The sequence below is a fragment of the Streptomyces sp. NPDC005808 genome, from assembly GCF_042871385.1.
Lineage (GTDB): Bacteria > Actinomycetota > Actinomycetes > Streptomycetales > Streptomycetaceae > Streptomyces.
The window spans coordinates 454,056-480,766 of record NZ_JBIAIK010000002.1; the positions used below are offsets into that span (position 1 = coordinate 454,056).

Below are 26,711 nucleotides of genomic sequence, written 5' to 3' on the forward strand. Positions count from 1 at the left end.
CATCCCGAACTTCTGCCCCCGCACAGCCGACTCTCCCACCGAGAGCATTCAGGAGAAGGAATACATCATGAGTGACAAGCCGCTCGCCGGAATCAAGGTGATCGACTTCACCGGGGTCCAGGCCGGTCCCGCGTGTACACAGATGCTCGCCTGGTTCGGCGCCGACGTCATCAAGGTCGAGCGCCCCCAGGGCGGTGACGTGACCCGCAATCAGCTGCGGGACATCCCCGACCTCGACGCCCTGTACTTCACCATGCTGAACAGCAACAAGCGTTCGCTGGCCATCAACACCAAGACCGCCGGCGGCAAGGAGGTCATGGAGAAGCTGATCCGCGAGTCGGACATCCTGGTCGAGAACTTCGCGCCGGGCGCCATGGACCGCATGGGTCTCAGCTGGGACTACATCCACGAGCTGAACCCGCGCCTGATCTTCGGCTCGGTCAAGGGCTTCAACGACGAGTCGTCGTGGTCCGACCTCAAGGTCTACGAGAACGTCGCGCAGGCCGCCGGTGGCGCCGCGTCCACCACGGGCTTCTGGGACGGCCCGCCGACCATCAGCGGCTCGGCGCTCGGTGACAGCAACACCGGTATGCACCTGCTGATCGGCCTGCTGACCGCGATCATCCAGCGCAACGCGACCGGTCTCGGCCAGAAGGTGTCGGTGTCCATGCAGGACGCCGTGCTCAACCTGACCCGGGTCAAGCTCCGTGACCAGCAGCGCCTGGAGAAGATCGGCTACCTGGAGGAGTACCCCCAGTACCCGCACGGCGAGTTCGGCGACGCGGTGCCTCGCGGCGGCAACGCCGGCGGCGGCGGCCAGCCGGGCTGGATCCTGAAGTGCAAGGGCTGGGAGACCGACCCCAACGCCTACATCTACTTCACGGTCCAGGAGCAGAACTGGAAGCGCACCGCGGAGGCCATCGGCCACCCCGAGTGGGTCGATGACCCGGAGTACACCACCGCCCGGGCTCGCCAGCCGCACATCATGGAGATCTTCGGCGAGATCGAGAAGTGGCTGGCCGACAAGACCAAGTACGAAGCGGTGAACATCCTGCGTGAGTGGGAGGTGCCCTGCGCCCCCGTGCTCAGCATGAAGGAGCTCGCAGAGGACCCCGACATGCGCAAGAGCGGCACGATCGTCGAGGTCGAGCAGAAGGAGCGCGGTACCTACCTCACGGTGGGCAGCCCGATCAAGTTCTCCTCCTTCAAGCCCGACATCAAGGGTGCGCCGCTGCTCGGCGAGCACACCGACGAGGTGCTCGCGGACCTCGGCTACGACGCCAACGACATCCGCAAGCTGCACGAGGGCAACGTCGTCGCCTGACCCCGCCTGAATGCCCCGGTGCCCTGCGAGCGAGGACCGCACGCAGGGCACCGGCATGCCCGCGCGGCGTGACGTGAGGACCGGCCGTACGCAGCGCCCTGGCGTGTGACGCGGGACGTGAGTGCCCGGGACGAAAGGAGGGCCGCCGTCGCATGTCGCGACGGCGGCCCGGTGCGCAGCGGTGCGCGGTGGTGCGTCTCAGGCTGTGGTGCGCTCCGCGGCAGCCTCGTTGCGGCGCATCCGCTCCTTTTCCCGTGCCCGGCGCGCGGTGACGTCCCGGATGACCGCGCCGCAGTGGGTCGCGCCCCCGTCGGGATCGGCCAGCAGCACCACGCTGAACTCGATGGAGAGCTTGCGGCCGTCCGCGCCGAGCGCGGGGACCGCGAGGAGGTCCGCTTCCCCGTACCGGCTCGTCCCCTGCTCCATGGCCGTCACAAAGCCGTCCCAGTGACGCTGCCGGTGCTTCTCGGGGATGATGATGTCCAGGCTGCGACCGGCTACCTCGTCCGCGCTGAACCCGAAGATGCGCTCCGCGCCATGGTTCCAGTAGCGGATCAGCCCTTCGCGGTCGATGATCACTATTCCGTCGGGTGCCTGGGCGGTCATTCCCAGCACCACCGCGGGATCCAGATCTTCCATGTCTCCTCCGAGCCGGGGCCGTAAAGCGGCCAGCATACTGCATACAGTTCATATTGCATACAGTTCGGTGACGTCATCGGTCTGATCGGGAGGGCGGTCCGGGCTGGGTCGGAAGGGTGGTCGGAGAGGGGCCGCGGCCGAAGCGGATGCCCGCTTCGGCCGCGTCACGCGTCGGTCAGGACAGCCCGGTGGAGGACAGCCACGCCTTGGCCACGTCCAGCGGGTCCTCGCTGTCGATCTGCACCTGACTGTTGAGAGCGATCAGGGTTTCGGTGTCGAGCTTCGCCGAGATGCCGTTGAGTATGGAAACTCCCTCGGCCGGGAGATCGCTCTTGTACACCAGCGGGGTCACGTTCTGGAAACCGAAGAGGTTCTTCGGGTCCTGGAGGATGACGAACTTGTTCTCGGTGATCGTGGGGTCCGTCGTGAAAATGTCCCCGACCTGGATGTTGTTTCCCTTGAGGGCCGCGACCGTCAGCGGACCGCCCGCGTCCAGCGCCTTGAAGGACTTGAATTCGAGGCCGTACTGGGACTTGAGGCCCGGCAGCCTCTGTGGACGGGTCTGGAACTCGGGTGCCCCACCGATGACCAGGTCGGATGCCACGCCGGCGAGGTCGGCGATCGACGACTCGTGGGTGAGTCCGTACTGTTCGGCGGTTTCTTCGTTGACCCCGATGGCGTTTTTGTCTTCGGCTTTGGACGCCTCCAACAGGGTGAGCTTCGGGTCGAGGTCGGCCTTGATGAGCTTGGTGGCGTCTTCGGTGGACGTCGGAACCGCGTCGGGATTCAGATACGACAGCAGAGCGCCGTTGTATTCGGGCATGACCGTGAGCGTGCCGTTCTTGATCAGCCCGTACGTGGTCTCACGGCTGCCGATGTTCAGCTTGTAACTGACCTTTATGCCCTTGGACTTGAGAGCCTCGCCGTAGATGTCGGCGAGCAGGATGCTCTCGGGGAAGTTGTTGGAACCGACCACGACCGTCCCGCCGGCCGCTGCGTCGTCCTCCAGTGGGTCGACGCTGCCGGAGTCGGAGGAGCCGCAGCCCGTCAGGGCGGCCGCGGCCACAACCAGCAGGGAAATAGCGTACGTTGCGGACGTTCGGGTGCTTCGGGCGAAGGTCACGTGGGTCATCCAGACTTGGCGTGGGGGGCGGAGCGGCGGGCCGAAAGGCGCGGCGTGGCGACGGTCCTGATGATCCAAGCGAGCGCACTTACGCACCGTCAAGACACGAATAGATCACTGACGGAGACCACGGCATCACCGATGGGTCAACTCTGCATCACCTTTGGGAACTGCTCGGCTGCACCCCGTGGGTGCATCGTGCACAAAATGTGTGCGAACCCGGCGGACCTGCGTGTCAGAGTTTGGTTGATCATGGCCGAACACTTCCGGCAGCCGCTAATGTTGGCCGGGTCGAGGGCCTTGTTCCACTTGCCGGCCTGAGCGCGCTGTCGCGACCCTGCACCCGACCAAGCCCTGACAGCGGGCTTTTCATGGAATGAAGTCAAGGAGGTTTGGTGCCCGCGCACAGGAAAGCCGTCCTGGAGGAGCCGTCAGCGGCCCACCGAATAGGCCAGACTCCGCCCCTCCTTGACCGTTGGCCTTTCCGTCGGAAGCTCAACGTCCTGGTCATCGTGCCGCTCGCGGTCGTGACGGCGATGCTCTCCTACGTCATCTACGCACAGGTCGACCGGGCCGTCACCGACGCCGGAACCGCCCAACTGGTGCGGGACAGCGCGCAGGTCACCAAGCTCATCGACACCGTGCAGGCCGAGCACCGGCAGGCGCTCCTCGTGGCCCTCCGCTACGAGGCCGAGGCGGCCGGCGACGGCCCCCCCAACACTTCCGCTTACCTCAACGCGCAGCAGAAGGTCAACACCCAGGCGGACGCCGTCCGTTCGGCCTTCGGGGACCGGCTGCCCGCGGCCGAGGCCCAGGTGCTCAGGGAACTGGAGGGCCTGGACACCCTCCGCCAGACGATCGAGCAGGGCCCCATCCCCGCCGACAACATCGACCCCGCGTACGGGTCGGTGATCGACGGCCTCATCAACGGTCTCAGGCTCGGCCAGGTCGATGTGTCCTCGGCATCCGCGGCGAGCCTCCTCGACGCGCTGCTGCGCGCCGACACCGCCCACGCGTCCTTCGAGACCAGCGTCTTCGCGGCCCGTACCGGGGACGCCAACGCGCTCATCGAGTTCACGAGCGCCGTCGGTAACTACGACCAGTACCTCTCCCAGGCAGACCGCTTCACCCGGTTCGCCAGCTCGGACCAGGCCGCCGCGATCGACGGGATGGAACACAACCCGTACCAGGGCGTCATCGCACAGCACTTCGCGCAGCTACAGGTCGACCCGAGTTCTCTGATCGCCGGTAGCCCGGCGGAGCTGCGTACGGCCCTCTCCGACGCGCTGAGCGCCGAGCCGACCTACGCGCGCCAGGCCGAGAGCCGGCAGAAGATCACCCAGGCGCTCATCAGCCAGCTCGCCGCCCAGGCCGACGAAGCGTCGACGGACGCACTGTGGGACGTGATCTGGCTGGCCTCGGGCACCCTGCTCGCCCTGGTGTCCTGGTTCCTGTTCTCCGTGCTGGTCCGCCACTCCGTGCTGCGGACCGTGCGGGCACTCACCGGGGCGGCCCAGCACGTCGCCGCCGCGGCCGGGACGGAGCTGGCCAGGGTCGCGGACGACGACGCCGAGGATGCGAGTCCGCCACGCCTGGACGCCGTACCCGTGCCGGTCCGCGACGAGATCGGTGAACTCGCCGAGGCCTTCAACCAGGTTCAGCTCACCGCGTCCGCCCTGCTGGAGCGCCAGGTCGTGAGCCGCCGCAACATCGCCGTCATGTTCGGCAACGTCGGCCGTCGCGTCAGCAACCTGACGGCACGTCAACTCGCCCTGATCGACTCGGTGGAGCGCGGCGAGACGGACCCCGAGGTACTGGAACGGCTCTACCGCATCGACCACATCGCCGTACGCCTCCAGCGCAATGCCGACAGCCTGATGCTGCTCGCCGGTATCCGTGAGGGGGGCCTCAACACCGGTCCCATGCGGCTCAGCAACATCGTGCGGGCCGCGCTCGGTCAGATCGAGGGCTACCAGCGCGTCACCCCGCACGCCGAGGGCGATGTCAACGTCGCCCCCGACATCGTCGGCGACCTGACGCTGATGCTCGCCGAACTGCTGGAGAACGCGGTGATGTTCTCCCCGGCCTCCAGCAACGTCGAGGTGGTCCTGCGACCGCGGCACGGCTCCACCGGCGGCGCCCTCGTCGAGATCATCGACCACGGCCTCGGGATGAGCCCGGAGCGGCTGGCCGAGGAGAACTCCCGGCTGATCCGTCGCGAACGGCTCGACCTCGCACCCACCGAGGTCCTCGGCCTCTTCGTGGTCGGCGGTCTGTCCCGGCGCTGGGGCATCGAGGTCGTGCTGTCCCGCACTCCGGGTGGCGGCGTCACCGCCACCGTCGCGGTCCCCTCCTCGCATCTGCTGCTCGCCGACCCGACCGGAGCCGCGACGCGGGCCCCGCACATCATGCCCGCCGCCCGTCGCTCCGGCCCGTCCGAGCCGCGTTCCGCGAGGGTCGAGCCGGCGCCCGGCGCCTCGGCCCTGCCCCGCAGGGTCCGTGCCCGCCCAGGTGAGGAATTCGCCGGTCACGCGCGCAGGCCGGAACCCGCGACGGGATCCGGCGGCGAGGACGCCCTGGCCCATCCCACGAACGGACTTGGCAGGCCCCGCGGCAACGGCGGCACCCCGGCGGACCCCGTCGAAGGCGCCGGTTCGCTGCGGCGCCGGGTGCGCGGGGCGACCCTGTCGTCCACCACGGCTTCGACCCGGCTGCCCAAGCAGCCCATGCCGACTCCACGGCCGCCCGCCTGGCAGCCCATCGACCCCGATGCCGCACGCTCCGAGCTCGACGAGTTCGAGGCCGCGGTTCTGCGGGCGCAGAGCGAGAGCGCGGCGCTGGACATGGACTTCGGCGCGCACCGCGCCGGGACACCGTCCGAACAGACCATTCAGAGCAACAGATCCTCATTCCCGGAAGGCACGAGCAAGTGACCATGTGGACAGGCAAGCCGGAATCCGGAGCCGCGGAACCGGTGACGGACGTCAAGGCCGCCGCTGCCGACTTCAATTGGCTGCTCAATCGGTTCGCCACCGAGACCGCCGGGGTCGTCGACGTCATCGGCGTCTCCTCGGACGGACTGCTGCTCGCGGTCTCCCAACTGCGTGGCCAGGCCGACTCGGAGAGGCTCGCGGCGATCGTCTCCGGTATCACCAGTCTCGCCATGGGTGCGTCCGGCAACTACGGGCTCGGTGGCCTGAACAAGGTCATCATCGACCTGGAGGAAGGCCACGTCCTGGTGTCGGCGCTGGGCGCGGGCGCGGTGCTCGGAGTGGTCGCCTCCAAGGAGGCGAAGCTCGGGAACATCGCCTACGAGATGACGCTCTTCGCCAACCGTGCGGGCGCCGTCCTGAGCCCCCAACTGGTCATGGAGCTCAAGAACACCGTGGGCATCGCCCCGAACGGCTGACGGTCGACGAGGACGTCGCCGGTCCATGACGACCCGCGAGGCGAAGGGATCAGGACGTGACGACGGCCGGCGAGCCATCAGGCGACGACGACACCGCGTGGGGAGCGGAGACTCCCGCGTCGGTCGTCCGGCCCTTCCTGCTGACCGCGGGACGGATCGCGGGCGGTGACAGCCTCGTGCCACCGATGCCGATCGAGACCCAGGTGGTCTCGACCGACACCGGTCTGGCCGCGCTCGACGCGTTCGTCTTCGACCAGCACCGCGACATCATCGCGGTCTGCCGTCAGCCGCAGTCGCTGGCGGAGATCGCGGCGAAACTGCGGATGCACTTGAATGTGATCAGGGTGCTCGCCGACGATCTGCGCGCCGACGGTCAACTGGCCTTGTACGCACCGCAGGCCGACTCAGCCCGCGACGCCACCGTATTGCGAAGGGTTATCGATGGTCTCCGAGCTATCCCCGACTCCCGGGGCGCGATCCGTGAGCGCTGACACCGAGGATCGCCGGCCCCCGCTGCCGGTGAAGATGGTCATCGCGGGCGGCTTCGGCGTGGGCAAGACCACCACGGTGGGCGCCATTTCAGAAATCGAGCCGCTCACCACCGAGGCGTCCATCACCTCGGTCGCCGCGGGCGTCGACGACCTCTCCCACACGCCGCAGAAGGTGACGACCACCGTCGCCATGGACTTCGGCTGCGTCACCCTCGACCCGACCCTGAAGCTCTACCTGTTCGGAACCCCCGGCCAGGAACGCTTCGGGTTCATGTGGGACGACCTGATCGAGGGCGCACTGGGCGGACTCGTCATCGTCGACACCAGGCGCCTCGACGACTGCTACGCGGCGGTCGACTACTTCGAGCACCGCCAGATCCCGTTCGCGGTGGCCATAAACGCTTTCGACGGCAAGGTCGAGCACGACCTGAAAGACGTACGGTGGGCCCTCGACGTCGGCGAGCACGTACCGCTCACCGTCTTCGACGCCCGCAGTCGCGGATCGGTACGCGACGCGCTTCTCGTGGTCCTCGAACACGCCCTGGCCGCCGCGGAGAAGTAGAACGGAAGAAGAGGCGACGGGCCTGGCCTGTCGCCCCTTTCGCTTTCCGTCTCTGCTCTCGCCTTCGCTTTGCGTCAGGCCGTACGGCGCCTGCGCACCCCTGGGGACACCGCCACCCGGGCCACCGCCCAGAACAGCACGAGGACGAGCAGCGCCAGGACGGCCGTGAGGGCGGCCCCGCCGGCCACCTTCTCGAAGTCGCGCTGGTACAGACCGTCCAGGATGTACCGGCCGACACCGCCCAGAGCCACGTAGGCGGCGATCGTGGCCGTGGACACGATCTGGATCGTCGCCGAGCGCAGACCGCTGAGAATCAGCGGCAGCGCCGCCGGGACCTCGACCTGGAAAAGAATCTTCCCCTCCGACATGCCCATGCCGCGGGCGGCGTCGACGGGAGAGGGATCCAGGGTGCGGACCGCCTCGTACGTGGTGATGAGGATCGGCGGGATCGCCAGCACCACCAGCGGGAACATCACGGGCACGATGCCGAGGCCCAGCCAGAGGAACATCAGCACCAGCAGGCCGAAGGTCGGTAGCGCCCGGGCCCCCGAGGACACGAACGCCAGCGCGTTGCCGCCGCGGCCGGTGTGCCCCGTGACGAGCCCGATGGGCAGGCCGACGGCCGCGGCGATCGCGAGAGCCCCGGCGGTGTACTGCAGGTGCTCCCACACGCGCTGCGGGATCCCGTCGTAGCCGTGCCAGTGGGCCTCGTTGCTGAAGAAGGACTGGATGAAGTGGAGTACGTTCACGAGACGCTCTCCGCGGTGCGGGCGGCGCCCGCGATCGTGGGCGTACCGCGTGCCGTGGTGCGGCCGGAGGGCGGCTGCCAGGGGGTGAGCACGCGCCGCAGCAGGACGAGCACGGCGTCGACCAACACCGCGAGGACGGCGGTGGTGACCACCGAGTTCACGGCGAGGAGCGGGCGGTGGTAGAGAATCGCGGTGGTCAGCAGATTGCCGAGCGCCCCTTCGTTGCCGATCAGCGCGCCGACGCTGACCAGGCTGATGCTCGACGCGGTCGCCACCCGCAGTCCCGCCACGATCGCCGGTACGGCGATGGGGAGTTGGACGCGGAAGTAGCGGCGCACGGGACCGATGCCCATTGCCGCGGCGGCGGCGTTCGTCTCCTCGGGCACCGAGTGGACGCCGTCGACGACCGCCGGCACCAGGATCACCAGGCTGTAGAGGCACAGCGGGATCATCACGGTCGTCTTGCTCAGCCCCGTGTAGTCGATGAGCACCACGAAGAAGGCGATCGAGGGGATCGCGTACAGCACCGTGGTGAACCAGAGGACCGGCGGATAGATCCAGTTGAAGCGGACGCACAGCAGGCCGATCGGCAGCGCCAGCAGGAGACCGACGAGCACCGGGATCAGCGCCTCCTGCATATGCGTGGAGATCAGGCCGAGATAGCTGCTCTGGAGGTCGCTCGGGATGTCGAAGAAGCCGTTCATCGCGCGGCCTTCACCAGCGAGGGAAGCTCCGGCGCGTGGGCGGCCCGCTGCTGCCGGGCCGCGCGGATCGCCGCGGCGATCTTCTCCTGCCCGACGAGGCCCAGCACCCTTCCCCCGCCGTCCACGGCGACCGCCTGGCCGGTGGGCGACAGCACCGCCCGGTCCAGGGCCACCCGAAGCGAGTCCCGGTCGGTCCGGAAGCTCTGCCCGTACGGTTCCAGCGTCTTGACGTCGCCGTTCCACGTCGTGAGGTCGGCCCAGCCCAGCGGCTTGCCGCCGGCGTCGGTGACCAGGACGGGGGTTTCCTTGCCGATGCGCACGGCAGCCTCCTGCCAGTCGGTGCCGAGCGGGAGGACCCGGGAGCGGTCGAGGGGGAGGTCGCGCGCAGGGAGGAAGGACAGACCGCGGATGCCCCGGTCGGCGCCCAGGAACTCCTCGACGAAGGAGTCGGCGGGCGAGGACAACAGCTCGTCCGGAGCGGCGAACTGGGCGAGTTTGCCGCCGGTGCGCAACACCGCGACCTGGTCGCCGATCCTGATGGCCTCGTCCATGTCGTGGGTGACGAACACGATCGCCTTGCCCAACTCGCCCTGAATACGGAGCAACTCCTCCTGGAGGCCCCGGCGGACCACCGGGTCGACCGCGGAGAACGGCTCGTCCATCAGAAGCACCGGCGGGTCGGCGGCCAACGCACGGGCGACGCCCACCCGTTGCTGCTGGCCTCCGGAGAGCTGGTAGGGGTAACGGCGGGCCATGTCCTTGTCGAGGCCGACCCGTTCCATGAGTTCGGCGGCACGGGCCCGGGAGCGCTGCCTGGACCACCCGAGCAGTCGTGGCACCGTGGCGATGTTGTCGACGATCGTGCGGTGCTGGAAGAGCCCCGCGTTCTGGATGACGTAACCCATCGACTGGCGCAGGGCGTTGACCGGCTTGCGCCGGATGTCCTCGCCGTTGACCCGGATCGTGCCGCTGCTGGGCTCGATCATGCGGTTGATCATGCGCAGTGTGGTGGTCTTGCCGCACCCCGAAGGCCCGACGAGCACGGTGATGGAGTGGTTCGGTATCTGCAGAGACAGGCGATCGACGGCCACAGTGCCGTCGGCGTATCGCTTGCTGACATCTTCGATGGCTATCAAGCGTCGAGACCCTTCGGGGAGCGCAGGCTCGTACGTGGTGCGATCACGTGTACGAGGGTGCGCAGTCTAGCCAGTTGGGGTTTGTGCGGCGCCCGGCACCCGTCGGGAAGGCGGGCGGGTCAGCGGGCGGTGCGGACGCCGTCGAGGGCGACGGCCAGGACGCGGTCGCGCTGGGCGTCGTCGAGGAAGTTCGTCGAGGTGATTCCGGCGACCATCCGCAGGACATCGTCGAAGGCGATGTCCGTCCGTGCCTGGCCGGCTTTCTGCGCCCGTTCGAACAGTGGGCCGCCCGCCGCGTACATCGAGTCGCGGCAGGCCAGGAAGATCTCCGACTCGTTGTTGAGCGCCTCACGGATGGCCCGCTTGGTCACGGTGTAGTCGACGAAACGGCGCAGCCATGAGGCCAGCGCCTCCCACGGCTCCAGTGCGGCGACGTCCCCGGCGACCTGGCACAGGTCGTTCACCTCGGCCGCGTAGACGCTCTCGAAGAGGTGGCGGCGGGTGGGGAAGTTCCGGTAGAGCGTGCCGATGCCCACGCCCGCGCGCCGGGCGACGTCCTCCAGCGAGGCCTCGGCGCCGTTCTCCGCGAACGCCTCGCGCGCGGCGGCCAGCAGGGCGTCGTAGTTGCGCGCGGCGTCCTTACGGTGCGGGCGCCGGGACGCGACGATCTCGCTGACGGGGAACGGCTGAGCCGGCACTGCTGCCTCCCGGGGCGGTCCGAGGTTGAAGCGGAGGTTAGCCTCCGCTAGAGTGGAGGCGTACCTCCACTTTACCAGTCGGGGTGTGTTTCGCGTGGACACGTGCGGCCGCACGGTCATCGACGCCCCCGCCCCTGTTTCGACCGTCTACCGGGCCCTGCCTTTGTGCACCGCCCGTCCTCACCGCCCTTCGGCGACCGCTCGACGTGGTCGTCGGCGTGCTCACCGCTGCCCCGCAGCGGTTCAGCTCCGCTCCTCAGCTCCGCTCCTCAGCTCCGCTCTGTTCTGCTCGGAGAGGCTCTTTGATGCCCAGCAAGTCCACCCGCCTCACCTTCGCGGTCCTCGCGACCGGTGCCGGCGTGTTCTCCATGCTCCAGTCGCTGATCGCACCGGCCCTGCCGACCGTCCAGCACGCCCTGCACACCTCTCAGTCCACCGCGACCTGGGTGATGACGGCCTACTTGCTGTCCGCCTCGGTCTTCACCCCCATCCTCGGCCGCGTCGGCGACCTGATCGGCAAGAAACGCACCCTCGTCGCCGTCCTGGTGACCGTGACGATCGGCTGTCTGCTCGCCGCGCTCGCGCCGACCATCGGCCTGCTGATCGTCGCCCGAGTCGTCCAGGGCATCGGCGGCGCGCTGTTCCCGCTGTCCTTCGGCATCATCCGGGACGAGTTCGCCCCGTCCGAGGTCGGCCCGAGCATCAGCAACCTGTCCGCCGTGATCGCCGCGGGCGGCGGGGTCGGCATGGTCGCGGCCGGCCCCATCGTGGCCGCGCTCGACTACCGCTGGCTGTTCTGGCTCCCCGTCGGCGTGGTCGCCGTCACCACCCTCATCGCCCTGCGCTACGTGCCCGAGTCGCCCAGCCGGGCCGAGGGACGCGTCAACTGGCTGGGCGCCGTCCTGCTGTCCGGCTGGCTGGTGGCCCTGCTGCTCCCGCTCAGCCAGGCGGGCCAGTGGGGCTGGGGCTCGGCCCGCGTGATCGGGCTGTTCGCCGCCGCCGTACTGCTCTTCACACTGTGGCTGCTGGCCGAGGCGCGCTCGCACTCCCCGCTGATCGACCTGCGCATCATGCGGCTGCCCGCCGTGTGGACCACCAACACCGCCGCGCTGCTGTTCGGCGCCGGAATGTACTCGATCTGGTCCTTCCTCCCCGGCTTCGTACAGACACCGAGCTCCGCGGGCTACGGCTTCAGCGCGAGCGTCACCGAGGCCGGACTGCTCATGCTGCCGATGCTCATCGCGATGTTCTGCTCGGGTGTGCTCAGCGGTCGCCTGGAACCCGTACTGGGTGCCAAGAAACTGCTCACGACCGGCGCCGCGCTCGGCGCCGTGGCCTGCGGCTTCCTCGCCCTCTGGCACGACGAGCAGTGGCAGGTCGCCGTAGCGGCGGGCATCTTCGGCCTCGGCATCGGACTGGCCTTCGCCTCGATGGCCAACCTGATCGTCGGCAGCGTCCCGGCCGAGCAGACCGGCGCCGCGACCGGGATGAACGCCAACATCCGCACCATCGGCGGCTCCATCGGCGCGGCCGTGACCAGCGTCCTGGTCACCGGCCACCTCCAGCCGTCAGGCCTTCCGTACGCCTCCGGATACACCCACGGATTCACCCTGCTCGCCCTGCTCTGCCTCGCCGCGGCGCTCGCGGCACTCCTCGTGCCGGGCCGGCGCCCCGGGTGTATCTCCGGCACCCCCCGCGCATCCTCCGAGGAAGGATCGCGCACGGAGGCGAAGCCCGGTGCCCTGACGCCCAGGTGAACCGCGTCGACGTGGGTGCACGGATGCGGGCGCGGGCCGGGTGCTGGGCCACGTGGTGTACTGCAGCATTGCCACCAGCATGACGCCCACCGGCTGTGACAGGTCGATCGTGTCCCGTGTCCCGTGCCCCGGTGAGGATGCGAGTGCCGGGCTTCACTCGAAGGCGCGCTCTCCCCGCGCTCCCGAACGCCACAGCCAGCCGATGTCACGCCCGAACGACCAGACCAGCACCGCGAGCGCCAGCAGCACAGCCCCGGCCATCACCTCCTGCGGCAGGACTCCCGCGGCCGCGACGAGCAGCACGATCCCCTGCAGGGCGGCGACCGTCTTGCGCGCCATGCTGGGGAAGAGCGGGGCGTTCAGCCACGGCAGCGCCCAGGACGCCGCCACGAAGGCGTAGCGCATCGTGCCGATCAGCATCACCCACGGGCCGAGCGACATGGAGACGTACACGCTCAGCACCAGGACGAGGAACGAGTCGACCTCCATGTCGAAGCGGGCGCCCAGCGCGGAGGACGTGCCTGTGCGGCGGGCGACCTTGCCGTCGACGCCGTCGAGAATCAGGGCGACCGCCGTCAGACCGACCAGGAGCGTGACCGGCGGCGAGCTGCGGAAGGAGTCCGCGACCAGGGCGGTGACGCCGCCGACGAGGATGGCCCGGCCGAGGGTGACGCGGTTGGCAGGCCCGAAGGAGCGGGGCTGCGAGCGGCGCAGTGCGCGGTTCAGCACCGCCCAGGTGGCGATCGCGAAGACCAGACCCGTCAGCCAGCCCGCAGGGCCCATGCCGATCGCCGAGCCCAGCAGGGCGAGGACCAGGAGCTGCACTCCCGCTCCCACAATGGTCTCCTGCTGGGGGAGCCTCAGGTCGTATGTGTTGTTCAGGGCCACCGCTGGTCCTCCGGCCGTATGACAGGGTCGATCAACGCCGCGTACAGTGCGCGGCTTGTCACAGCTCCGTACGTGAAGATCTGCCGGATCGTTCAGGGGACGCTCATGAAACTCACAGCCAGCGCGTTCTGGCTCGGCGCACCGGGCCACGGCGAGATACGGGAAGTCGACCTTCCGGAACCCGCCGGGGACGAGGTGCTCGTGCGCACCCTGTACTCGGGTGTGAGCCGGGGCACCGAGACCCTCGTCTTCCGCGGCGGCGTCCCGGAGAACCAGTACGCCACCATGCGCGCACCGTTCCAGGACGGCGACTTCCCGGCGCCCGTGAAGTACGGCTATCTCAACGTCGGCCAGGTGGAGGAGGGGCCCCCGGAGCTGCTCGGCCGGACCGTCTTCTGCCTCTATCCGCACCAGACGCGGTACGTCGTCCCCGCGAGCGCCGTGACCCTCGTACCGGACTCCGTACCCGCCTCGCGCGCCGTGCTCGCCGGCACCGTGGAAACCGCGGTGAACGCCCTGTGGGACGCCGCGCCGCTGATCGGTGACCGGATCGCCGTGGTGGGCGGCGGCATGGTCGGCTGCTCCGTCGCTGCGCTCCTCGCGCGGTTCCCCGGCGTACGGGTCCAGCTCGTCGACGCCGATCCTGCCCGCCGTGACACCGCGCGGGCACTCGGCGTCGACTTCGCGCTGCCCGAGGACGCTGCGGGCGACCTCGACCTCGTCGTGCACGCCAGCGCCACCGAGGCCGGTCTCACCCGGGCGCTGGAACTCCTCGCCCCGGAGGGCACCGTGATCGAACTCAGCTGGTACGGCGACCGGCGGATCAGCCTGCCGCTGGGGGAGGCCTTCCACTCGCGGCGCCTGACGATCCGCAGCAGCCAGGTCGGTTCCCTCTCCCCGGCGCGCAGAGCGGGCCGCACCTACGCCGACCGGTTCGCGCTCGCCCTCGAACTGCTGGCCGAACCCGCCTTCGACGCGCTCGTCACGGGCGAGTGCCGATTCGAGGAACTGCCCGACGTGATGGCGAAATTGTCGTCCGGATCCATACCCGCTCTGTGTCACCGTGTGGTCTACGACGGGGTCTGAGTCCGGAACAAGCTGCCTGACCTCCGAAGAAAGGGGAACGGGCGGCTGAACAAGGAGAACGGACCGGCCGTACTACACGGCACGGTCCCGGCAGGGGATCAGACGCACCGCACCTGGAGGGTCGTCCGTTGTTCAGCATCACCGTCCGCGATCACCTGATGATCGCCCACAGCTTCCGTGGCGAGGTCTTCGGACCCGCGCAGCGCCTGCACGGGGCGACGTTCCTGGTGGACGCCACGTTCCGCCGCGCCGAGCTGGACGACGACAACATCGTCGTCGACATCGGACTGGCAACGCAGGAACTCGGCGCTGTCGTCAGCGACCTGAACTACCGCAACCTCGACAACGAACCGGTCTTCAAGGACACGAACACCTCGACGGAGTTCCTGGCCAAGGTCATCGCCGACCGCCTCGCCGACCGGGTCCACTCCGGAGCGCTGGGCGAGGGCGCCCACGGGCTCGCGGGCATCACCGTCACCCTGCACGAGTCGCACATCGCCTGGGCGAGTTACGAGCGTGCCCTGTGACCGACACGACCATCGACCAGGCGCCCGTGAACGGGAACCGGGCTTCCCTGAACTACCTGCCGGTGCAGAACGCGGCTCTCCAGAAGGCCGAGATCATCCCCATGTCCCTGAGCTCCGTGCACTTCGTCATGCCGGGCGGTGTCGACGACCCGGCCGCGCCCAGCGGAGGCAACGCGTACGACCGACGGCTCTGCCTGGACCTGCCCGGCTTCGGCTGGCAGGTCCACCGGCACGCCGTCGCGGGCGAGTGGCCGCGCCCCGGCTCCGCCGCCCGCACGGAACTCGCCCGTACGCTCAGCGAGTTGCCGGACGGCACGACCGTCCTGCTCGACGGCCTCGTGGCCTGCGGCGTCCCCGAGATCATCGTCCCCGAGGCCCAGCGGCTGTCCTTCACCGTCCTGGTGCACCTGCCGCTCGCCGACGAGACGGGGCTCGCGCCCGCCCTCGCCGCCGAGCTGGACGCCAAGGAACGTACGACCCTGCGGGCGGTGTCCGCCGTGGTGGCCACCAGCGAATGGGCGGTGCGCCGGCTCGTGGCCCACCACGGGCTCGCCCCCGAGCGGGTCCATGTAGCCGAGCCCGGTGCCGACATCGCGCCGCTCGCCTCCGGCACGGACGGGGTCTCGCGGCTGCTGTGCGTCGCCGCGGTCACCCCCCGCAAGGGCCAGCACCGTCTGGTCGAGGCCCTCGCGACCGTCACCGACCTGCCCTGGAGCTGTGTCCTGGTCGGCGGACTCGCCCAGGATCCGGCGTACGTCGCCCGGATCCGAGCCCTGATCGAGCAGTACGGCCTCGGCAGTCGCCTGCACCTGGTGGGACCGCAGGCGGGTGCGGAGCTCGACGCGAGCTATGCCGCCGCCGACCTCATGGTCCTCACCTCCTACGCCGAGACGTACGGCATGGCCGTCACCGAGGCGCTCGCGCGCGGTATCCCGGTCCTCGCGACCGACGTCGGCGGGCTTCCCGAGGCGGTCGGCCGCGCGCCCGACGGCGGCGTGCCCGGGATCCTCGTACCACCGGAGGACCCGGCCGCTCTCGCCACGGAGCTGCGCGGCTGGTTCGGCGAGGCCGACGTGCGCCGCCGTCTGAAGGCGGCCGCCCGCGGCCGGCGTGCCGCACTGAACGGCTGGGCCACCACGGCCCGCACCCTGGCCGGCGTCCTGGCACGGCTGCCGCGGGAACCCCGGAGGGCGGCATGAGCACGGCAGTTACGCCGCCGGAGGTGCCCGACGTGCCGGATGTCTCCGGGCACGAGGTGCGGGCGGGTGCGCCGGGGGAGCGCATCGACGCCTTCGGCGTCGATGACGCCCCTCGATACGCGCCCCAGTGGCTGCAGTTGCGCGAGGGCGCCGACGCCGCCGCGCGGGCGTCCGGCCTGCTCGACCCCTTGCGCATCCGGCTCGCGAACCGGCCGGGGCGAGGTGACGACCTGGTGATCCACGACCTCGGCTGCGGCACGGGGTCCATGGGCCGTTGGCTCGCGCCCCTGCTCGACGGCGGCCAGCACTGGATCCTGCACGACCGGGATCCCTATCTCCTCCACTTCGCGACCGTGGGCGCGCCGCGCGCGGCGGCCGACGGCAGCCGGGTCACCGTCACTACCCAGCGCGGTGACATCGGCCGACTGACCGCCGAGGCCCTGGCCGGGGCCTCGCTGGTGACCGCGTCCGCGCTCCTCGACGTCCTCACCGGTGACGAGATCGACCGCCTCGCGGCAGCTTGCGCGGGCGCCGGAGTCCCGGCCCTGCTGACGCTCTCCGTCGTCGGCCGCGTCGAATTCGCCCCGGCCGACCCGCTCGACGCCGAGTTCACCGAGGCGTTCAACGTCCACCAGCGCCGCGGTGACCTGCTCGGCCCGGACTCCATCAAGGTTGCCTGCGAGGCATTCGCCCGCTACGGCGCGACGGTCCGCACCCACCCGAGCCCGTGGCGGCTCGGCCCCGACACCGCCGCGCTGACCGAGGAGTGGCTGCGCGGCTGGGTCGGCGCGGCCTGCGAGCAGCGCCCGGAACTCGCCGCCCGCGCAGAGACGTATCTGCGCTCCCGCGTGGCGGCGATCGCCGCGGGTGAGCTGCGCGTGGTCGTCCACCACAGCGATGTGCTGGCGCTGCCCCGGCCGACGGGCGGAGCGTTGTGAGCGCGGGCGCGGCCGACGGGCGGAGCGTTGTGAGCGGGGGATCGGAGGCGAGCACCGACTCGAAGCGTGTCCGCTTCAACTCCCGCCGGATCCGCACCCACCTCGGCACGGCCGCCGGCGCCGCGATTCTCGGTGTGCTGCTTTGGCGGCTCGGTACCGGTGTCTTTCTGGACGGGCTGCGGCGGATCGACGGGCTGACGCTGCTCGTGGCGCTCGGACTCGGGCTCCTCACCACGGTGTTCAGCGCCTGGCGCTGGTGTCTGGTGGCGCGCGGGCTGAAGATCCGGCTGCCCCTGGTGCCGGCCGTCGCGGACTACTACCGGGCCCTGTTCCTCAACGCGGCGCTGCCCGGCGGGATCCTCGGCGATGTGCACCGCGCCGTACGGCACGGCCAGAGCGAAGGGGACATCAGTCGCGGCGTCCGGGCTGTGGTCCTCGAACGAACCGCGGGGCAGGCGGTGTTCATGGTCGTCGGCGTGGCGGTGCTGCTCACCCAGCCGTCCCCGGTGCTCACGGAGACACGCCACCTCTCGTTGGTCCTGGCGATCGTCTCGGTGTGCGCGGTGGTGACCCTCGGAGCGGCGCGCAGGGTGCGGAACCCCAGCCGCCCCCAGCGTTTCGCGGCCCTGCGCGTCGCGCTCGTCGAAGCGCGCGGCGCCCTGCTCGCCCGGGGGAGCTGGCCCGGCATCGCGCTCTCGTCGGTCGTGGTGATGGCCGGTCACCTGGCCATGTTCCTGCTCGCCGCCCGCGTAGCCGGATCCACCGCGTCCGCCGCGGAGTTGCTGCCGTTGGCGCTGCTGGCCCTGCTCGCCATGGGGCTGCCCCTGAACGTCGGCGGCTGGGGCCCGCGGGAGGGCGTCACCGCCTGGGCGTTCGGCGCCGCGGGGCTCGGCGCGAGCCTGGGCCTGACCGTTGCCGTGGTCTACGGCGTGCTCAGCTTCGTCGCGAGCCTGCCGGGCGTGGCCGTCCTGGTCGTCCGGTGGTCGGCGTCGCTACGGCGCCCCCGGGAGGAGAGCGCAGGAGGGCACGATCAATGCCGACGATCGACGACAGCCGAAGTCCCGGTCTCCGTGGTACCGGTCTCCGTGGTCCCGGTCCCGGTCCCCGCGTTTTCGTCGTCCAAGGGCAGCTTCGCCGAAGTGACCAGGGAGAAGTACGCCCCGAACGCCTCGGTCAGCGCGGCCAGCAGCTCCTTCCCCTTCCCTGCGCCGGCCATCGAGGGCCGGCCGATGACACCGGACTCGGTATAGGCCGACATGCCGAGAGTGAGCAGGTGCCGGCGATCGTCCGCGAGGAAATCGGAGGTCTCATATCCGGGCCTGACCAATTCCGGATGGGTGTGCAGAAGAATGGAGGTCTCGATTTCCCCCGCGTGCATATCACTGAGCAGCGAAGTCTCTACTCCGGCCCGCTCCCTCGCGGTTTCCCAGTCCTCCATGGCCGGGAAAAGCGCCATGCGCGTACCGCTGCCCGCGGATTCCTGAACCACATTGCCCAGTACGTAGTTTCCGCCGTGTCCGTTGACCAGCACCAGGGTGTCGACGCCCGACCGGCGGAGCGAGTCGGCGATGTCCCTGACCACCGCGTGGAGTGTGACGGAAGAGATGCTGACGGTCCCCGGCCAGGCGGCGTGCTCGTGCGAGCAGGACATCGTCACCGGAGGAAGGAGATGGACCGGATACGTGGCCGCGATCTCCCGCGCGATCGCACACGCGACCAGTGTGTCCGTCGCGAGCGGCAGGAACGCACCGTGCTGTTCGAAGCTGCCGACGGGAAGCACGGCGACCTGCCGTGACACACCCGCTCCCCGCGCCCGTACGTCCTCCGTGGTGTCAACCGGCAACAGACCGGATACCGTCGAGCGCGTTCCCGAACCACTCATGTTTTCACGGCCTTTCGACTCTGCTTAGGAATCAGATCATGACAGATAACTTTGGAGTACTCGGCGGGAATGCCCAGCGCACAGGTGTCGAACGCGTCGTGATTGCCCCATTGCCCACCGTGTACGGTGCTTTCCACGCCGTCGGTTACCTCGACCATGACCGGGGAGAGGAACAAGTTGCCCTGGTGTACGGGGACTTGGCCGGCATCGGTGAAGGCGAAAGCGAAGGTGAAGGGGAGGCGGAAGGGGACACACTCACCCGACTGCATTCGGAGTGCCTGACCGGGGACGCCTTCGGGTCCATGCACTGCGAATGCGGCGATCAGCTCGCCGCCGCGCTGCGCGCCATCGTGGCGGAGGGGCGCGGCATCCTCGTCTACCTCCGGGGCCACGAGGGCCGGGGCATAGGCCTGCTCGCCAAGCTCAGGGCGATGCAGCTCCAGTCGGAGGGCATGGACACCGTAGAGGCGAACCTCGCTCAGGGCCTGCCGGTGGACGCCCGCGACTACCGGGTGGCGGCGGAGATCCTGCACGACCTCGGCGTGCGGTCCGTACGACTGATGTCGAACAACCCGCGTAAGCGCGAGGCGCTGCTGCGCCACGGCATCAGGGTCGCCGAGCAGGTGCCCCTGCTGATTCCGCCGTGCGAGGAGAACCTCAGTTACCTGCTGACCAAGCGCGAGCGCATGGACCACCACCTCCCGCACCTGGACGGCGTCCACCTGGGCGGGACACCGCTGAACGGCGGTCACTTGGTCGACCGCGACCTTTTGCGGATCGGCAAAGACGGCTATCACTGAGGCATGAGAGAAGACGCCGCCGTCGAGGAGGCCACCGGCCGCAGCCACCCCGACGACATCGTCTTCCGCAACAGCGTCGGGCTCGGTATCCAGGACGCCGCCGCGGCCTGGGCCGTCATACACGCGGCCCGTGCGAAGGAGTTGTGCCGGTGAACCGGACAGCGCGGGTCGTCGTCATCGGCGGCGGGGTGATGGGCGCGAGCATCGCCTACCACCTGGCGCGTGCAGGCGTATCCGACGTGGTGCTCGTCGAGCGCGACGAACTGGCCTCCGGGTCGACCTCGCGGGCCGCGGGCGGGATCCGGGCGCAGTTCTCCGACGAGCTCAACATCCAGCTCGGCGCCCGGAGTCTGGAGGCCTTCGGCCGCTTCCGAGAGGAGCCGGGCCAGGACATCGGACTGCACCGGGTCGGCTATCTGTTCCTGCTCTCCACACCCGAGGAAGTCGCGTCCTTCGAGGCCGGCGTACGGCTGCAGAACTCCCTCGGCGTGCCCAGCCGCATGATCGACCCGGCCGAGGCGCGCCGACTCTCGCCCCTGATCACCGCCGACGGCCTGCTCGCGGCGGCCTTCTCACCGGACGACGGGCACTGCACGCCCGAGTCCGTGGTCCAGGGCTACGCCGCCGGGGCCCGCCGGCACGGCGCGACCGTGTTGCGGCACTGCGAGGTCACCGGCATCGAACTGCGCGGTGACGAGATCACCGCGGTGGTCACGAGCCGGGGCCGGATCGCGACCGACACGGTGGTCTGCGCGGCCGGCGCCTGGTCGCGGACCGTCGGCGCGATGGCGGGCGTGGACCTGCCGGTGGAGCCGCTGCGCCGGCAGATCGCCGTCACCGAACCCGTCCCGGGGCTGCCGCCCGACCTCCCCATGACCATCGACTTCACCACCAGCCTCTACTTCCACACCGAGGGCCCCGGTCTCCTGCTCGGCATGTCCGACCCCGACGAGACCCCCGGCTTCGCCACCGAAACGCACGACCGCTGGATCCCACGCCTGGGCGAGGCCATGGAGCGACGCGCCCCCGCCCTGCTCGACCTGCGCCGTACGGGCGGCTGGGCAGGCCTGTACGAGATGACACCGGACCACAACGCGCTGATCGGCGAGGCGGATTCGTGCGCGCGCTTCCTGTACGCGACGGGGTTCTCCGGCCACGGATTCCTGCAGGGACCGGCGGTCGGCGAGGTGGTCCGCGACCTGTACCTGGGCCGCGTACCCTTCGTCGACATCAGCCCCCTCAGCGCCGAACGCTTCGCCGCCGACGCCCTGCGCCCGGAGATCAACTGCGTATGAACGCCCTCCATCTGTGGCTCCGCCACGAGACCCGTACGACCGAACGGCGCACGCCGATCGTGCCCGCGGACGCCCGACGACTCGTCGAAAGCGGCGTGACGCTCACCGTCGAGCAGTCACCGCAGCGGGTCTTCCCCATCGAGGCGTACGAGGAGGCCGGCTGCCGTGTCGCCGAGACCGGATCCTGGGTCTCGGCGCCGCCGGACGCGGTCGTCCTCGGACTCAAGGAACTCCCCGACGAGCCAGCCGCGTTGACGCATCGCCATGTCTTCTTCGGGCACGCCTACAAGCAGCAGCCCGGAGCCGAGGCCCTGCTGCGCAGGTTCCGCGCGGGTGGCGGGGCCCTGCTCGACCTCGAATACCTGGTGGACGACCAGGGGCGCAGGCTCGCCGCCTTCGGCTACTGGGCCGGATATCTGGGCGCCGCCCTGGCCGTACTGCACCACAGGGGCAGACTCCGCACCCCGCTGCGGCCCACCTCCAAGGAGGAACTGGACGCGGAACTGGCTCCGGACGGCTCGGAGTTGAAGGCGCTGGTGATCGGCGCCCTGGGCCGTAGCGGCCGCGGCGCGCGGGTCGCGCTGGAGACGGCCGGGGTCGAGCCCACCTGCTGGGACCTCGAAGAGACCCGGGACCTGGACCGACCCGCCCTGCTGGCACACGAGTTGATGGTCAACACCGTGCTGACCACCCGGCCGGTCCCGCCCTTTCTCACCGACAAGGACCTCGACGAACCCGGCCGCCGGCTGCGCACGCTGTGCGATGTCACCTGTGATGTCGGCTCGCCCATGAACGTCCTGCCGGTCTACGACACCACCACGGACTGGACGGATCCCGTCCGGCGACTGCGTGAGCGGCCCGCCCTCGATCTGATCGCCATCGACAATCTGCCCTCGCTGCTGCCGCGCGAGGCGAGCGTCGACTTCTCCGCGGCGCTGCTGCCGCTGCTCCTGGACTTCGAGACGGGCGGGGCATGGGGGCGCGGTCTCGACCGGTTCCACCAAGCCGCCGGCAGCGAAATCGGCTGACGAGGTACAAGAGATGGGGAGTTCGGCGATGTCTGAGACGACGGTCGCGAGCGGCACGGTCCACTGGATCGGTGCGGGCCTGTCCACCGGAAGCGGTCTCGCCGCGATCTGCGACGCCGCCGCCCGCGTACGACTGTGGCACCGCACCGAGGAGCGTGCCGAACGGAGCCTGGCCGCCCGGGGTCTGACCGGGCGCGCCGAGCCACGCGCCTACACGCTCCCCGCGCTCACCGCCGAACTCGCCCCCGGAGACGTCGTCGTCTCCATGCTGCCCGCGCCCGAACACGCCCTGCTGCTCGCCGCCTGCGTCGCACGCGGCGCCCACTTCGCCTGCTCCAGCTATGTGTCGGACGCGGTCCTGGAGCAGGTGCCGGCGGCAGAGCGGGCGGGTGTCGTGGTGCTGACGGAGTGCGGGCTCGACCCGGGCATCGACCACCTCTTCGCGCACAGCCTGATCGCCCGCGCCCGGCAGGCGATCGGCGCCGAGACAGCCGCCTCGTACAGCCTCACCTCGTACTGCGGCGGCATCCCGGCCGTGCCCAACGACTTCAGGTACCGCTTCAGCTGGGCGCCGACGGGGGTGCTGAGCGCCCTGCGCTCGCCCGCCCGATACGTCGAGGACGGTGCGGTGACGACGGCCGTCCGCCCCTGGGAGGCGACCCGCCCCCACGAGATCGACGGCGAGACCTTCGAGGTCTATCCCAACCGCGACAGCGTCCCCTTCCTCGACCAGTACGGGCTGCCGGAGGCCTGGAAACCTGCCACCTTCGTGCGCGGCACCCTCCGCCTCGACGGCTGGCTGCGCGCCTGGGACGCCGTCTTCGAGGAGCTGAAGACGGGCGACGACCGGCGCATCGCCGCTCTCGCACAGGAGTTGGCGACGGCCTACCCGACCACCGAGGCCGACCGCGACCGGGTGGTCCTCGCCGTTTCGCTGGAGGTACGCGGCGGTCCGGGTCCGGGGGAGGCCTGGTCGGGGCGCTACCTCCTCGACCTGGAAGGCACCGCCGACGAGAGCGCCATGGCCCGCTGCGTCTCGCGCACGCTGGCCCTCGGTGTCCGCCACATCCTCGACGGCACGCTCCCGCCGGGCCTCGGCCGGGCCGCCGAGACGGCGGAGCGGTCCGAGGAGTGGCTGGCCGAACTCGCCCGGGACGGAGTGGACTTCACCTTGCGAGCCGGGCGAGCAGGTCGCGCGGGGTGAGTGCGCTCAGTCCAGCACCGCCTCCTGCACCAGCCGCTTCAGCTCCCGGAAGATCGAGTGGGAGGAGGTGGGGCGGACCTGGGTCAGGAACTGCACGGTCACGTCGTTGGCCGGGTCGACCCAGAAGGTCGTACCGGCCACGCCGCTCCAGCCGTACGCGCCCTGGCCGGCCGGCGACAGGGTGATCTCCGGATCCACCACCACGGAGACGCCGAGTCCGAAGCCGAGGCCCGCATTGCCGGGTTCCCGGTGGACGGGGCTGCCGAAGGTGCGGCGGTCGGCGTTGCCGGGAAGGTGGTTGGCCACCATCAGGTCCACCGTCTCCGGTTTCAGCAGGCGGGTGCCGTCCAGTTCACCGCGCAGGCGGAGCAGCTCCATGAAGCGGTGGTAGTCGTGGGCGGTGGCCACCATGCCGCCGCTCCCGGACACGCAGCGGGGGCGGCCGCGCAGGGGCAGCCCGACGATCGGCGTGATCCCGCCCTTGTCGGTCTCCCCGTACAACTCGGCGAGCCGGCCCTCCTGCTCGTCCGTGACGAAGAACCCGGCGTCCTCCATACCGAGTGGCGCGAAGATCCGCTCGGCCAGGAACGCGTCGAGGTCCTGGCCGGAGGCCACCTCGATGACGCGGCTGAGGACATTGGTGGCGACCGAGTAGTTCCACTGCGTGCCCGGCTCGAACTGGAGCGGCAGCCGGGCGTACGCCTCGCAGGTCTCGGCCAGATCCGCGCCGGGTAGCACCGACGACTCCAGGCCGGCCTCCCGGTACAGCGCGTCGACGGGATGCGAGTGGTAGAAGCCGAAGGTCAGGCCCGATGTCTGGGTCAGCAGGTGCCTGATCAGGATCGGTTGCGCGGCCGGACGGGTCTTGGTGCCGGGGCCGGATCCGTCGACGTACACCTGGGGGTCGGCGAAGGACGGGAGGAAGTCGGCGACCAGGTCGTCGAGCCGGAGGCGGCCCTCTTCGAGGAGCATCAGCGCGGCGACCGAGGTGACCGGCTTGGTCATCGAGTACATCCGCCACACGGTGTCGGTCTCCACAGGGAGTCCGGCCTCGCGGTCGCGGCAGCCGTAGGTGGTGAGGTGGGCGATGCGGCCGTGCCGGGACACGGACACCAGGTACCCGGGAAGTCTTCCGTCGTCGACCAGGTGGGCGAAGTGCTGATCGAGACGGGCCAGCGCCTTCGGGTCGAGGCCGGCCTCGGGCGGCTCGACTTCCTGTCGCAGATGTCCCATTTGACTCTCCTCCGGGCTGCGGCTCTTGGACCAACTCGCTTCATGGTCCCCTACGGCTTCATGAACCGTCGTCTGCCCCGCACTTGTTGAAGGACTCCTTGCCAACGGGCCCCGTCGTCCCCGCGGCCCCCGGTAGCCTCAGCGCGAGCAGCGCTCCGAGCACGGAAACGGCCGCGAGCGCCGTCAGCGGTGGGCCGATGGTGACTCCGGTCGTGAGGGCCATCAGCACGCTCGCCGCCCCGATACCCAGCGTGGGCCCCACATTCATCGCCGTCTGCTGGAGCCCGCCCGCCACGCCTGCCGACTCCGCCGAGGCCCGCCGCACGAGGACCGCCGTCGCGGTGACCATCACGGTCGCGAAACCGGCGCCCAGCAGCAGGAATCCGCTGCCGATCGGCACGGCGGTCGAGGTCCGCCCCAGCCGGGACAGCACGAGGACCCCGGCGGTCAGGGCGGTCATCCCGGCCAGCGTCGTGCGGCGCGCACCCAGTCGGCGCAGCAGGACGGCCGCGACCGGCGCGCCCAGCACCATCATCACGGCTCCGGGCAGCGCCCGCAGGCTGGTCTGAAAGGGGTCCAGGTCCAGAACTTCCTGAAGGTAGTAACTACCGGCGAAGAGTGAGCCCAGCATCGCCGCCGAGGCGGCCACCAGAATGCCGAGCGCCGCACCGACGACGGGGGAGCCGAGCAGGTCGGGGGACACCAGCGGGCTCGCGGTGCGCCGTTCGTGACGTACGAACGCGGCTCCCGCGGCCATGACGACCAGCAGCCCGAGGGTGGAGGCGGTCGTCCAGCCGGTCTCCGGTATCCCGACCAGCGTGTGTACGAGACTCACCAGGGCGAGCGCGAGCAGGCAGGCGCCGGCCACGTCGAGCCCGCCCGAGGCGGCCCGGTCCCGCGCCGGGGCCCGCACGGCAAGCGCCGACAGGCCCATGACCAGCGCTGGCACGACGTTCAGGAAGAAGACGGCGCGCCAGCCGAGGGTGGTGACCAGGGCTCCGCCGATCACCGGGCCGGCTGCGGCCGCGAGACCGATGGCACTGGTGCGCAGTGCGATCGGCATCCCGAGCCGGTCGGCGGGATACGCGGCGCGCAGCATCCCCAGGGTGGCGGGTTGCAGCAGCGCGCCGAACACGCCCTGCGCGACCCGCAGTCCGATCACCCAGCCGATGCCGGGCGCGCACCCGATCCCCGCCGATGCGGCGCCGAAGCCCAGGATCCCCACGGCGAAGACCTGTTGGTGCCCGTACCGGTCGCCGAGCCGGCCCGCGAACACCAACAGGCTCGCCACCGCGATGAGATAACCGGTGCTGGTCCACTGGACCTGCGCGAACGTGGCGTGCAGATCGCGTTGCAGGGTGGGCTGCGCGACGGTGAGCACGGTGCCGTCCAGGGCGACGATCACGGCACCGGTGACACTGCTCGCGAGTGTGAGCCGACGACGACGCGAGTTCATCGAGGGCCGGGTCCGAGGTGCGCGTCCAGCGCCGCATGCAGCAGAGGTACGAAGTCCTCCGCGCCGCTGGCGAGTTGGAGGCTGCCGAAGCTCCACAGCTGGGCGATCCCGTGCAGGTTCGCCCACAACGCGCCCGCGACGACAGGGGCGTCGGCCTCGGGATGCACCTGGCCGACCAGGTCCACCAGGGCGCCGAACAGGGGAAGGCTCGTCTCGCGGAGCCCCAACCGATTGCTGGCCAGCAGATCGTGACGGAACATCAGCTCGTACATTCCGCGGTTGGTCAGTGCGAAGTCCAGGTAGACCCGCCCCAGCGTCGTGAGCTGAGCACGGGGAGACGATGCCTCGCTGCCGGCGACCGACTCCGCCGCCCGGGCTCCGAGGTCGGTGAAGCCCCGGCGGGCGATCGCCGACAGCAACTCCAGGTGGGTGGGGAAATAGCGGCGCGGAGCTCCGTGGGAAACCCCGGCCCGCCGGGCGATCTCCCGCAGCGACAGGGCCTGCGCCCCTTCCCTGGTCACCAGGTCCACACCGGCCTCGATCAGGCGGGCACGCAGCCCTGCCTCTTCCTCGCTGGTCATAG

At 70.2% G+C, this 26,711-nt stretch carries 26 protein-coding genes and 1 pseudogene; 16 read left to right on the forward strand and 11 right to left on the reverse strand.

All coding sequences use genetic code 11. The features are described from left to right. The first annotated feature begins 67 nt into the window (after positions 1-67). The gene (frc, locus tag ACFYPC_RS05555) at positions 68-1,324 is read left to right on the forward strand and encodes a formyl-CoA transferase (protein WP_388671183.1); all 1,257 of its coding nucleotides are present in this window, start codon (positions 68-70) and stop codon (positions 1,322-1,324) included. Between the two features lie 198 nt (positions 1,325-1,522). On the opposite strand, the gene ACFYPC_RS05560 is transcribed toward frc, so the two are convergent. Beyond that, positions 1,523-1,963, reverse strand: a complete 441-nt coding sequence (locus ACFYPC_RS05560; protein WP_388671186.1) for a PAS domain S-box protein — start codon at positions 1,961-1,963, stop codon at positions 1,523-1,525. 175 nt (positions 1,964-2,138) lie between these two features. Next, a complete protein-coding gene (locus tag ACFYPC_RS05565; protein WP_388671189.1) occupies positions 2,139-3,095 on the reverse strand; it encodes a glycine betaine ABC transporter substrate-binding protein in 957 nt (318 codons plus the stop codon). 386 nt (positions 3,096-3,481) lie between these two features. On the opposite strand from ACFYPC_RS05565, the gene ACFYPC_RS05570 reads away from it, so the two are divergent. The 4 genes from ACFYPC_RS05570 to ACFYPC_RS05585 are packed head-to-tail and all read left to right on the forward strand — an operon-like array spanning position 3,482 to position 7,548. Then, positions 3,482-6,019, forward strand: a complete 2,538-nt coding sequence (locus ACFYPC_RS05570; RefSeq protein ID WP_388671192.1) for an ATP-binding protein — start codon at positions 3,482-3,484, stop codon at positions 6,017-6,019. Between the two features lie 2 nt (positions 6,020-6,021). After that, positions 6,022-6,495, forward strand: a complete 474-nt coding sequence (locus ACFYPC_RS05575) for a roadblock/LC7 domain-containing protein (protein ID WP_384386605.1) — start codon at positions 6,022-6,024, stop codon at positions 6,493-6,495. A gap of 56 nt (positions 6,496-6,551) precedes the next feature. Continuing rightward, complete coding sequence (locus ACFYPC_RS05580) at positions 6,552-6,986, forward strand: DUF742 domain-containing protein (RefSeq protein ID WP_388671195.1); 435 nt, start codon at positions 6,552-6,554, stop codon at positions 6,984-6,986. Next, positions 6,937-7,548, forward strand: a complete 612-nt coding sequence (locus ACFYPC_RS05585) for an ATP/GTP-binding protein (protein ID WP_388671198.1) — start codon at positions 6,937-6,939, stop codon at positions 7,546-7,548. The genes ACFYPC_RS05580 and ACFYPC_RS05585 overlap by 50 nt, the downstream gene beginning before the upstream one ends. A gap of 74 nt (positions 7,549-7,622) precedes the next feature. Here the strand turns inward: ACFYPC_RS05585 and ACFYPC_RS05590 are convergent, their stop codons facing one another. The 4 genes from ACFYPC_RS05590 to ACFYPC_RS05605 all read right to left on the reverse strand — a co-directional run bounded on the left by ACFYPC_RS05590 (position 7,623) and on the right by ACFYPC_RS05605 (position 10,835). Next, on the reverse strand, positions 7,623-8,297 hold the full coding sequence (locus tag ACFYPC_RS05590; RefSeq protein WP_388671201.1) for an ABC transporter permease: 675 nt from the start codon (positions 8,295-8,297) through the stop codon (positions 7,623-7,625). Next, a complete protein-coding gene (locus ACFYPC_RS05595; protein WP_388671204.1) occupies positions 8,294-9,001 on the reverse strand; it encodes an ABC transporter permease in 708 nt (235 codons plus the stop codon). Before ACFYPC_RS05595 ends, ACFYPC_RS05590 begins: the two co-directional genes overlap by 4 nt. After that, complete coding sequence (locus tag ACFYPC_RS05600) at positions 8,998-10,137, reverse strand: ABC transporter ATP-binding protein (RefSeq protein WP_388671207.1); 1,140 nt, start codon at positions 10,135-10,137, stop codon at positions 8,998-9,000. The genes ACFYPC_RS05595 and ACFYPC_RS05600 overlap by 4 nt, the downstream gene beginning before the upstream one ends. Positions 10,138-10,256: 119 nt before the next feature. Continuing rightward, positions 10,257-10,835 carry a TetR/AcrR family transcriptional regulator gene (locus ACFYPC_RS05605; protein WP_388671210.1) on the reverse strand — a complete coding sequence of 193 codons (579 nt, stop codon included), beginning with the start codon at positions 10,833-10,835 and terminating at the stop codon, positions 10,257-10,259. Between the two features lie 305 nt (positions 10,836-11,140). Here ACFYPC_RS05605 and ACFYPC_RS05610 point away from each other — a divergent pair, with 305 nt between their 5' ends. Next, positions 11,141-12,592 carry an MFS transporter gene (locus tag ACFYPC_RS05610; RefSeq protein WP_388671213.1) on the forward strand — a complete coding sequence of 484 codons (1,452 nt, stop codon included), beginning with the start codon at positions 11,141-11,143 and terminating at the stop codon, positions 12,590-12,592. Between the two features lie 153 nt (positions 12,593-12,745). Here ACFYPC_RS05610 and ACFYPC_RS05615 read toward each other — a convergent pair whose 3' ends face one another. Next, complete coding sequence (locus ACFYPC_RS05615; protein ID WP_388671216.1) at positions 12,746-13,480, reverse strand: CDP-alcohol phosphatidyltransferase family protein; 735 nt, start codon at positions 13,478-13,480, stop codon at positions 12,746-12,748. Positions 13,481-13,585: 105 nt separating this feature from the next. Here ACFYPC_RS05615 and ACFYPC_RS05620 point away from each other — a divergent pair, with 105 nt between their 5' ends. The 5 genes and pseudogenes from ACFYPC_RS05620 to ACFYPC_RS05640 all read left to right on the forward strand — a co-directional run. Continuing rightward, on the forward strand, positions 13,586-14,566 hold the full coding sequence (locus tag ACFYPC_RS05620) for a zinc-binding alcohol dehydrogenase (RefSeq protein ID WP_388671219.1): 981 nt from the start codon (positions 13,586-13,588) through the stop codon (positions 14,564-14,566). Between the two features lie 128 nt (positions 14,567-14,694). Then, positions 14,695-15,093, forward strand: a complete 399-nt coding sequence (locus tag ACFYPC_RS05625; protein WP_388671222.1) for a 6-pyruvoyl tetrahydropterin synthase family protein — start codon at positions 14,695-14,697, stop codon at positions 15,091-15,093. Continuing rightward, complete coding sequence (locus tag ACFYPC_RS05630; RefSeq protein WP_388671225.1) at positions 15,090-16,292, forward strand: glycosyltransferase family 4 protein; 1,203 nt, start codon at positions 15,090-15,092, stop codon at positions 16,290-16,292. Before ACFYPC_RS05625 ends, ACFYPC_RS05630 begins: the two co-directional genes overlap by 4 nt. Next, on the forward strand, positions 16,289-17,230 hold the full coding sequence (locus ACFYPC_RS05635) for a class I SAM-dependent methyltransferase (RefSeq protein WP_388671228.1): 942 nt from the start codon (positions 16,289-16,291) through the stop codon (positions 17,228-17,230). Before ACFYPC_RS05630 ends, ACFYPC_RS05635 begins: the two co-directional genes overlap by 4 nt. A 134-nt stretch (positions 17,231-17,364) precedes the next feature. Then, positions 17,365-18,129, forward strand: a pseudogene (locus ACFYPC_RS05640) (lysylphosphatidylglycerol synthase transmembrane domain-containing protein); the annotation flags it as partial. Positions 18,130-18,260: 131 nt separating this feature from the next. Here the strand turns inward: ACFYPC_RS05640 and ACFYPC_RS05645 are convergent. Beyond that, complete coding sequence (locus ACFYPC_RS05645; RefSeq protein WP_388671231.1) at positions 18,261-19,112, reverse strand: creatininase family protein; 852 nt, start codon at positions 19,110-19,112, stop codon at positions 18,261-18,263. Positions 19,113-19,150: 38 nt separating this feature from the next. Between ACFYPC_RS05645 and ribA the strand changes: the two genes are divergently transcribed. From ribA to ACFYPC_RS05670, 5 genes are read left to right on the forward strand one after another with little or no spacing between them, the layout of a single operon-like run. Continuing rightward, positions 19,151-19,912, forward strand: coding sequence for a GTP cyclohydrolase II (gene ribA / locus ACFYPC_RS05650; protein ID WP_388671234.1), 762 nt, complete (start codon positions 19,151-19,153; stop codon positions 19,910-19,912). Between the two features lie 3 nt (positions 19,913-19,915). Further along, positions 19,916-20,065, forward strand: coding sequence for a hypothetical protein (locus ACFYPC_RS05655; protein WP_388671237.1), 150 nt, complete (start codon positions 19,916-19,918; stop codon positions 20,063-20,065). After that, positions 20,062-21,207: an NAD(P)/FAD-dependent oxidoreductase gene (locus ACFYPC_RS05660; protein ID WP_388671240.1), complete on the forward strand. Its 1,146-nt coding sequence runs from the start codon at positions 20,062-20,064 to the stop codon at positions 21,205-21,207. Before ACFYPC_RS05655 ends, ACFYPC_RS05660 begins: the two co-directional genes overlap by 4 nt. After that, entirely contained in the window at positions 21,204-22,235 is a 1,032-nt protein-coding gene (locus tag ACFYPC_RS05665) for a saccharopine dehydrogenase (protein ID WP_388671243.1), read from the forward strand. The genes ACFYPC_RS05660 and ACFYPC_RS05665 overlap by 4 nt, the downstream gene beginning before the upstream one ends. A 28-nt stretch (positions 22,236-22,263) precedes the next feature. Further along, entirely contained in the window at positions 22,264-23,439 is a 1,176-nt protein-coding gene (locus ACFYPC_RS05670) for a saccharopine dehydrogenase family protein (RefSeq protein ID WP_388671246.1), read from the forward strand. A gap of 6 nt (positions 23,440-23,445) precedes the next feature. Here ACFYPC_RS05670 and ACFYPC_RS05675 read toward each other — a convergent pair whose 3' ends face one another. From ACFYPC_RS05675 to ACFYPC_RS05685, 3 genes are read right to left on the reverse strand one after another with little or no spacing between them, the layout of a single operon-like run. After that, positions 23,446-24,672: a serine hydrolase domain-containing protein gene (locus ACFYPC_RS05675; protein WP_388671249.1), complete on the reverse strand. Its 1,227-nt coding sequence runs from the start codon at positions 24,670-24,672 to the stop codon at positions 23,446-23,448. Between the two features lie 58 nt (positions 24,673-24,730). After that, complete coding sequence (locus tag ACFYPC_RS05680) at positions 24,731-26,128, reverse strand: MFS transporter (protein ID WP_388671252.1); 1,398 nt, start codon at positions 26,126-26,128, stop codon at positions 24,731-24,733. Further along, a complete protein-coding gene (locus ACFYPC_RS05685) occupies positions 26,125-26,709 on the reverse strand; it encodes a TetR/AcrR family transcriptional regulator (RefSeq protein ID WP_388671255.1) in 585 nt (194 codons plus the stop codon). Before ACFYPC_RS05685 ends, ACFYPC_RS05680 begins: the two co-directional genes overlap by 4 nt. Positions 26,710-26,711: the final 2 nt, after the last annotated feature.

Coding starts and splice junctions, on each gene's coding strand:
- ribA (WP_388671234.1), top strand. CDS start 19,151: ATGACAGATAACTTTGGAGTACTCGGCGGGAATGCCCAGCGCACAGGT.
- ACFYPC_RS05685 (WP_388671255.1), bottom strand. CDS start 26,709: ATGACCAGCGAGGAAGAGGCAGGGCTGCGTGCCCGCCTGATCGAGGCC.
- ACFYPC_RS05575 (WP_384386605.1), top strand. CDS start 6,022: ATGTGGACAGGCAAGCCGGAATCCGGAGCCGCGGAACCGGTGACGGAC.
- ACFYPC_RS05585 (WP_388671198.1), top strand. CDS start 6,937: ATGGTCTCCGAGCTATCCCCGACTCCCGGGGCGCGATCCGTGAGCGCT.
- ACFYPC_RS05635 (WP_388671228.1), top strand. CDS start 16,289: ATGAGCACGGCAGTTACGCCGCCGGAGGTGCCCGACGTGCCGGATGTC.
- ACFYPC_RS05610 (WP_388671213.1), top strand. CDS start 11,141: ATGCCCAGCAAGTCCACCCGCCTCACCTTCGCGGTCCTCGCGACCGGT.
- ACFYPC_RS05620 (WP_388671219.1), top strand. CDS start 13,586: ATGAAACTCACAGCCAGCGCGTTCTGGCTCGGCGCACCGGGCCACGGC.
- frc (WP_388671183.1), top strand. CDS start 68: ATGAGTGACAAGCCGCTCGCCGGAATCAAGGTGATCGACTTCACCGGG.
- ACFYPC_RS05655 (WP_388671237.1), top strand. CDS start 19,916: ATGAGAGAAGACGCCGCCGTCGAGGAGGCCACCGGCCGCAGCCACCCC.
- ACFYPC_RS05645 (WP_388671231.1), bottom strand. CDS start 19,112: ATGAGTGGTTCGGGAACGCGCTCGACGGTATCCGGTCTGTTGCCGGTT.
- ACFYPC_RS05680 (WP_388671252.1), bottom strand. CDS start 26,128: ATGAACTCGCGTCGTCGTCGGCTCACACTCGCGAGCAGTGTCACCGGT.
- ACFYPC_RS05595 (WP_388671204.1), bottom strand. CDS start 9,001: ATGAACGGCTTCTTCGACATCCCGAGCGACCTCCAGAGCAGCTATCTC.
- ACFYPC_RS05670 (WP_388671246.1), top strand. CDS start 22,264: ATGTCTGAGACGACGGTCGCGAGCGGCACGGTCCACTGGATCGGTGCG.
- ACFYPC_RS05565 (WP_388671189.1), bottom strand. CDS start 3,095: ATGACCCACGTGACCTTCGCCCGAAGCACCCGAACGTCCGCAACGTAC.
- ACFYPC_RS05665 (WP_388671243.1), top strand. CDS start 21,204: ATGAACGCCCTCCATCTGTGGCTCCGCCACGAGACCCGTACGACCGAA.
- ACFYPC_RS05675 (WP_388671249.1), bottom strand. CDS start 24,672: ATGGGACATCTGCGACAGGAAGTCGAGCCGCCCGAGGCCGGCCTCGAC.
- ACFYPC_RS05560 (WP_388671186.1), bottom strand. CDS start 1,963: ATGGAAGATCTGGATCCCGCGGTGGTGCTGGGAATGACCGCCCAGGCA.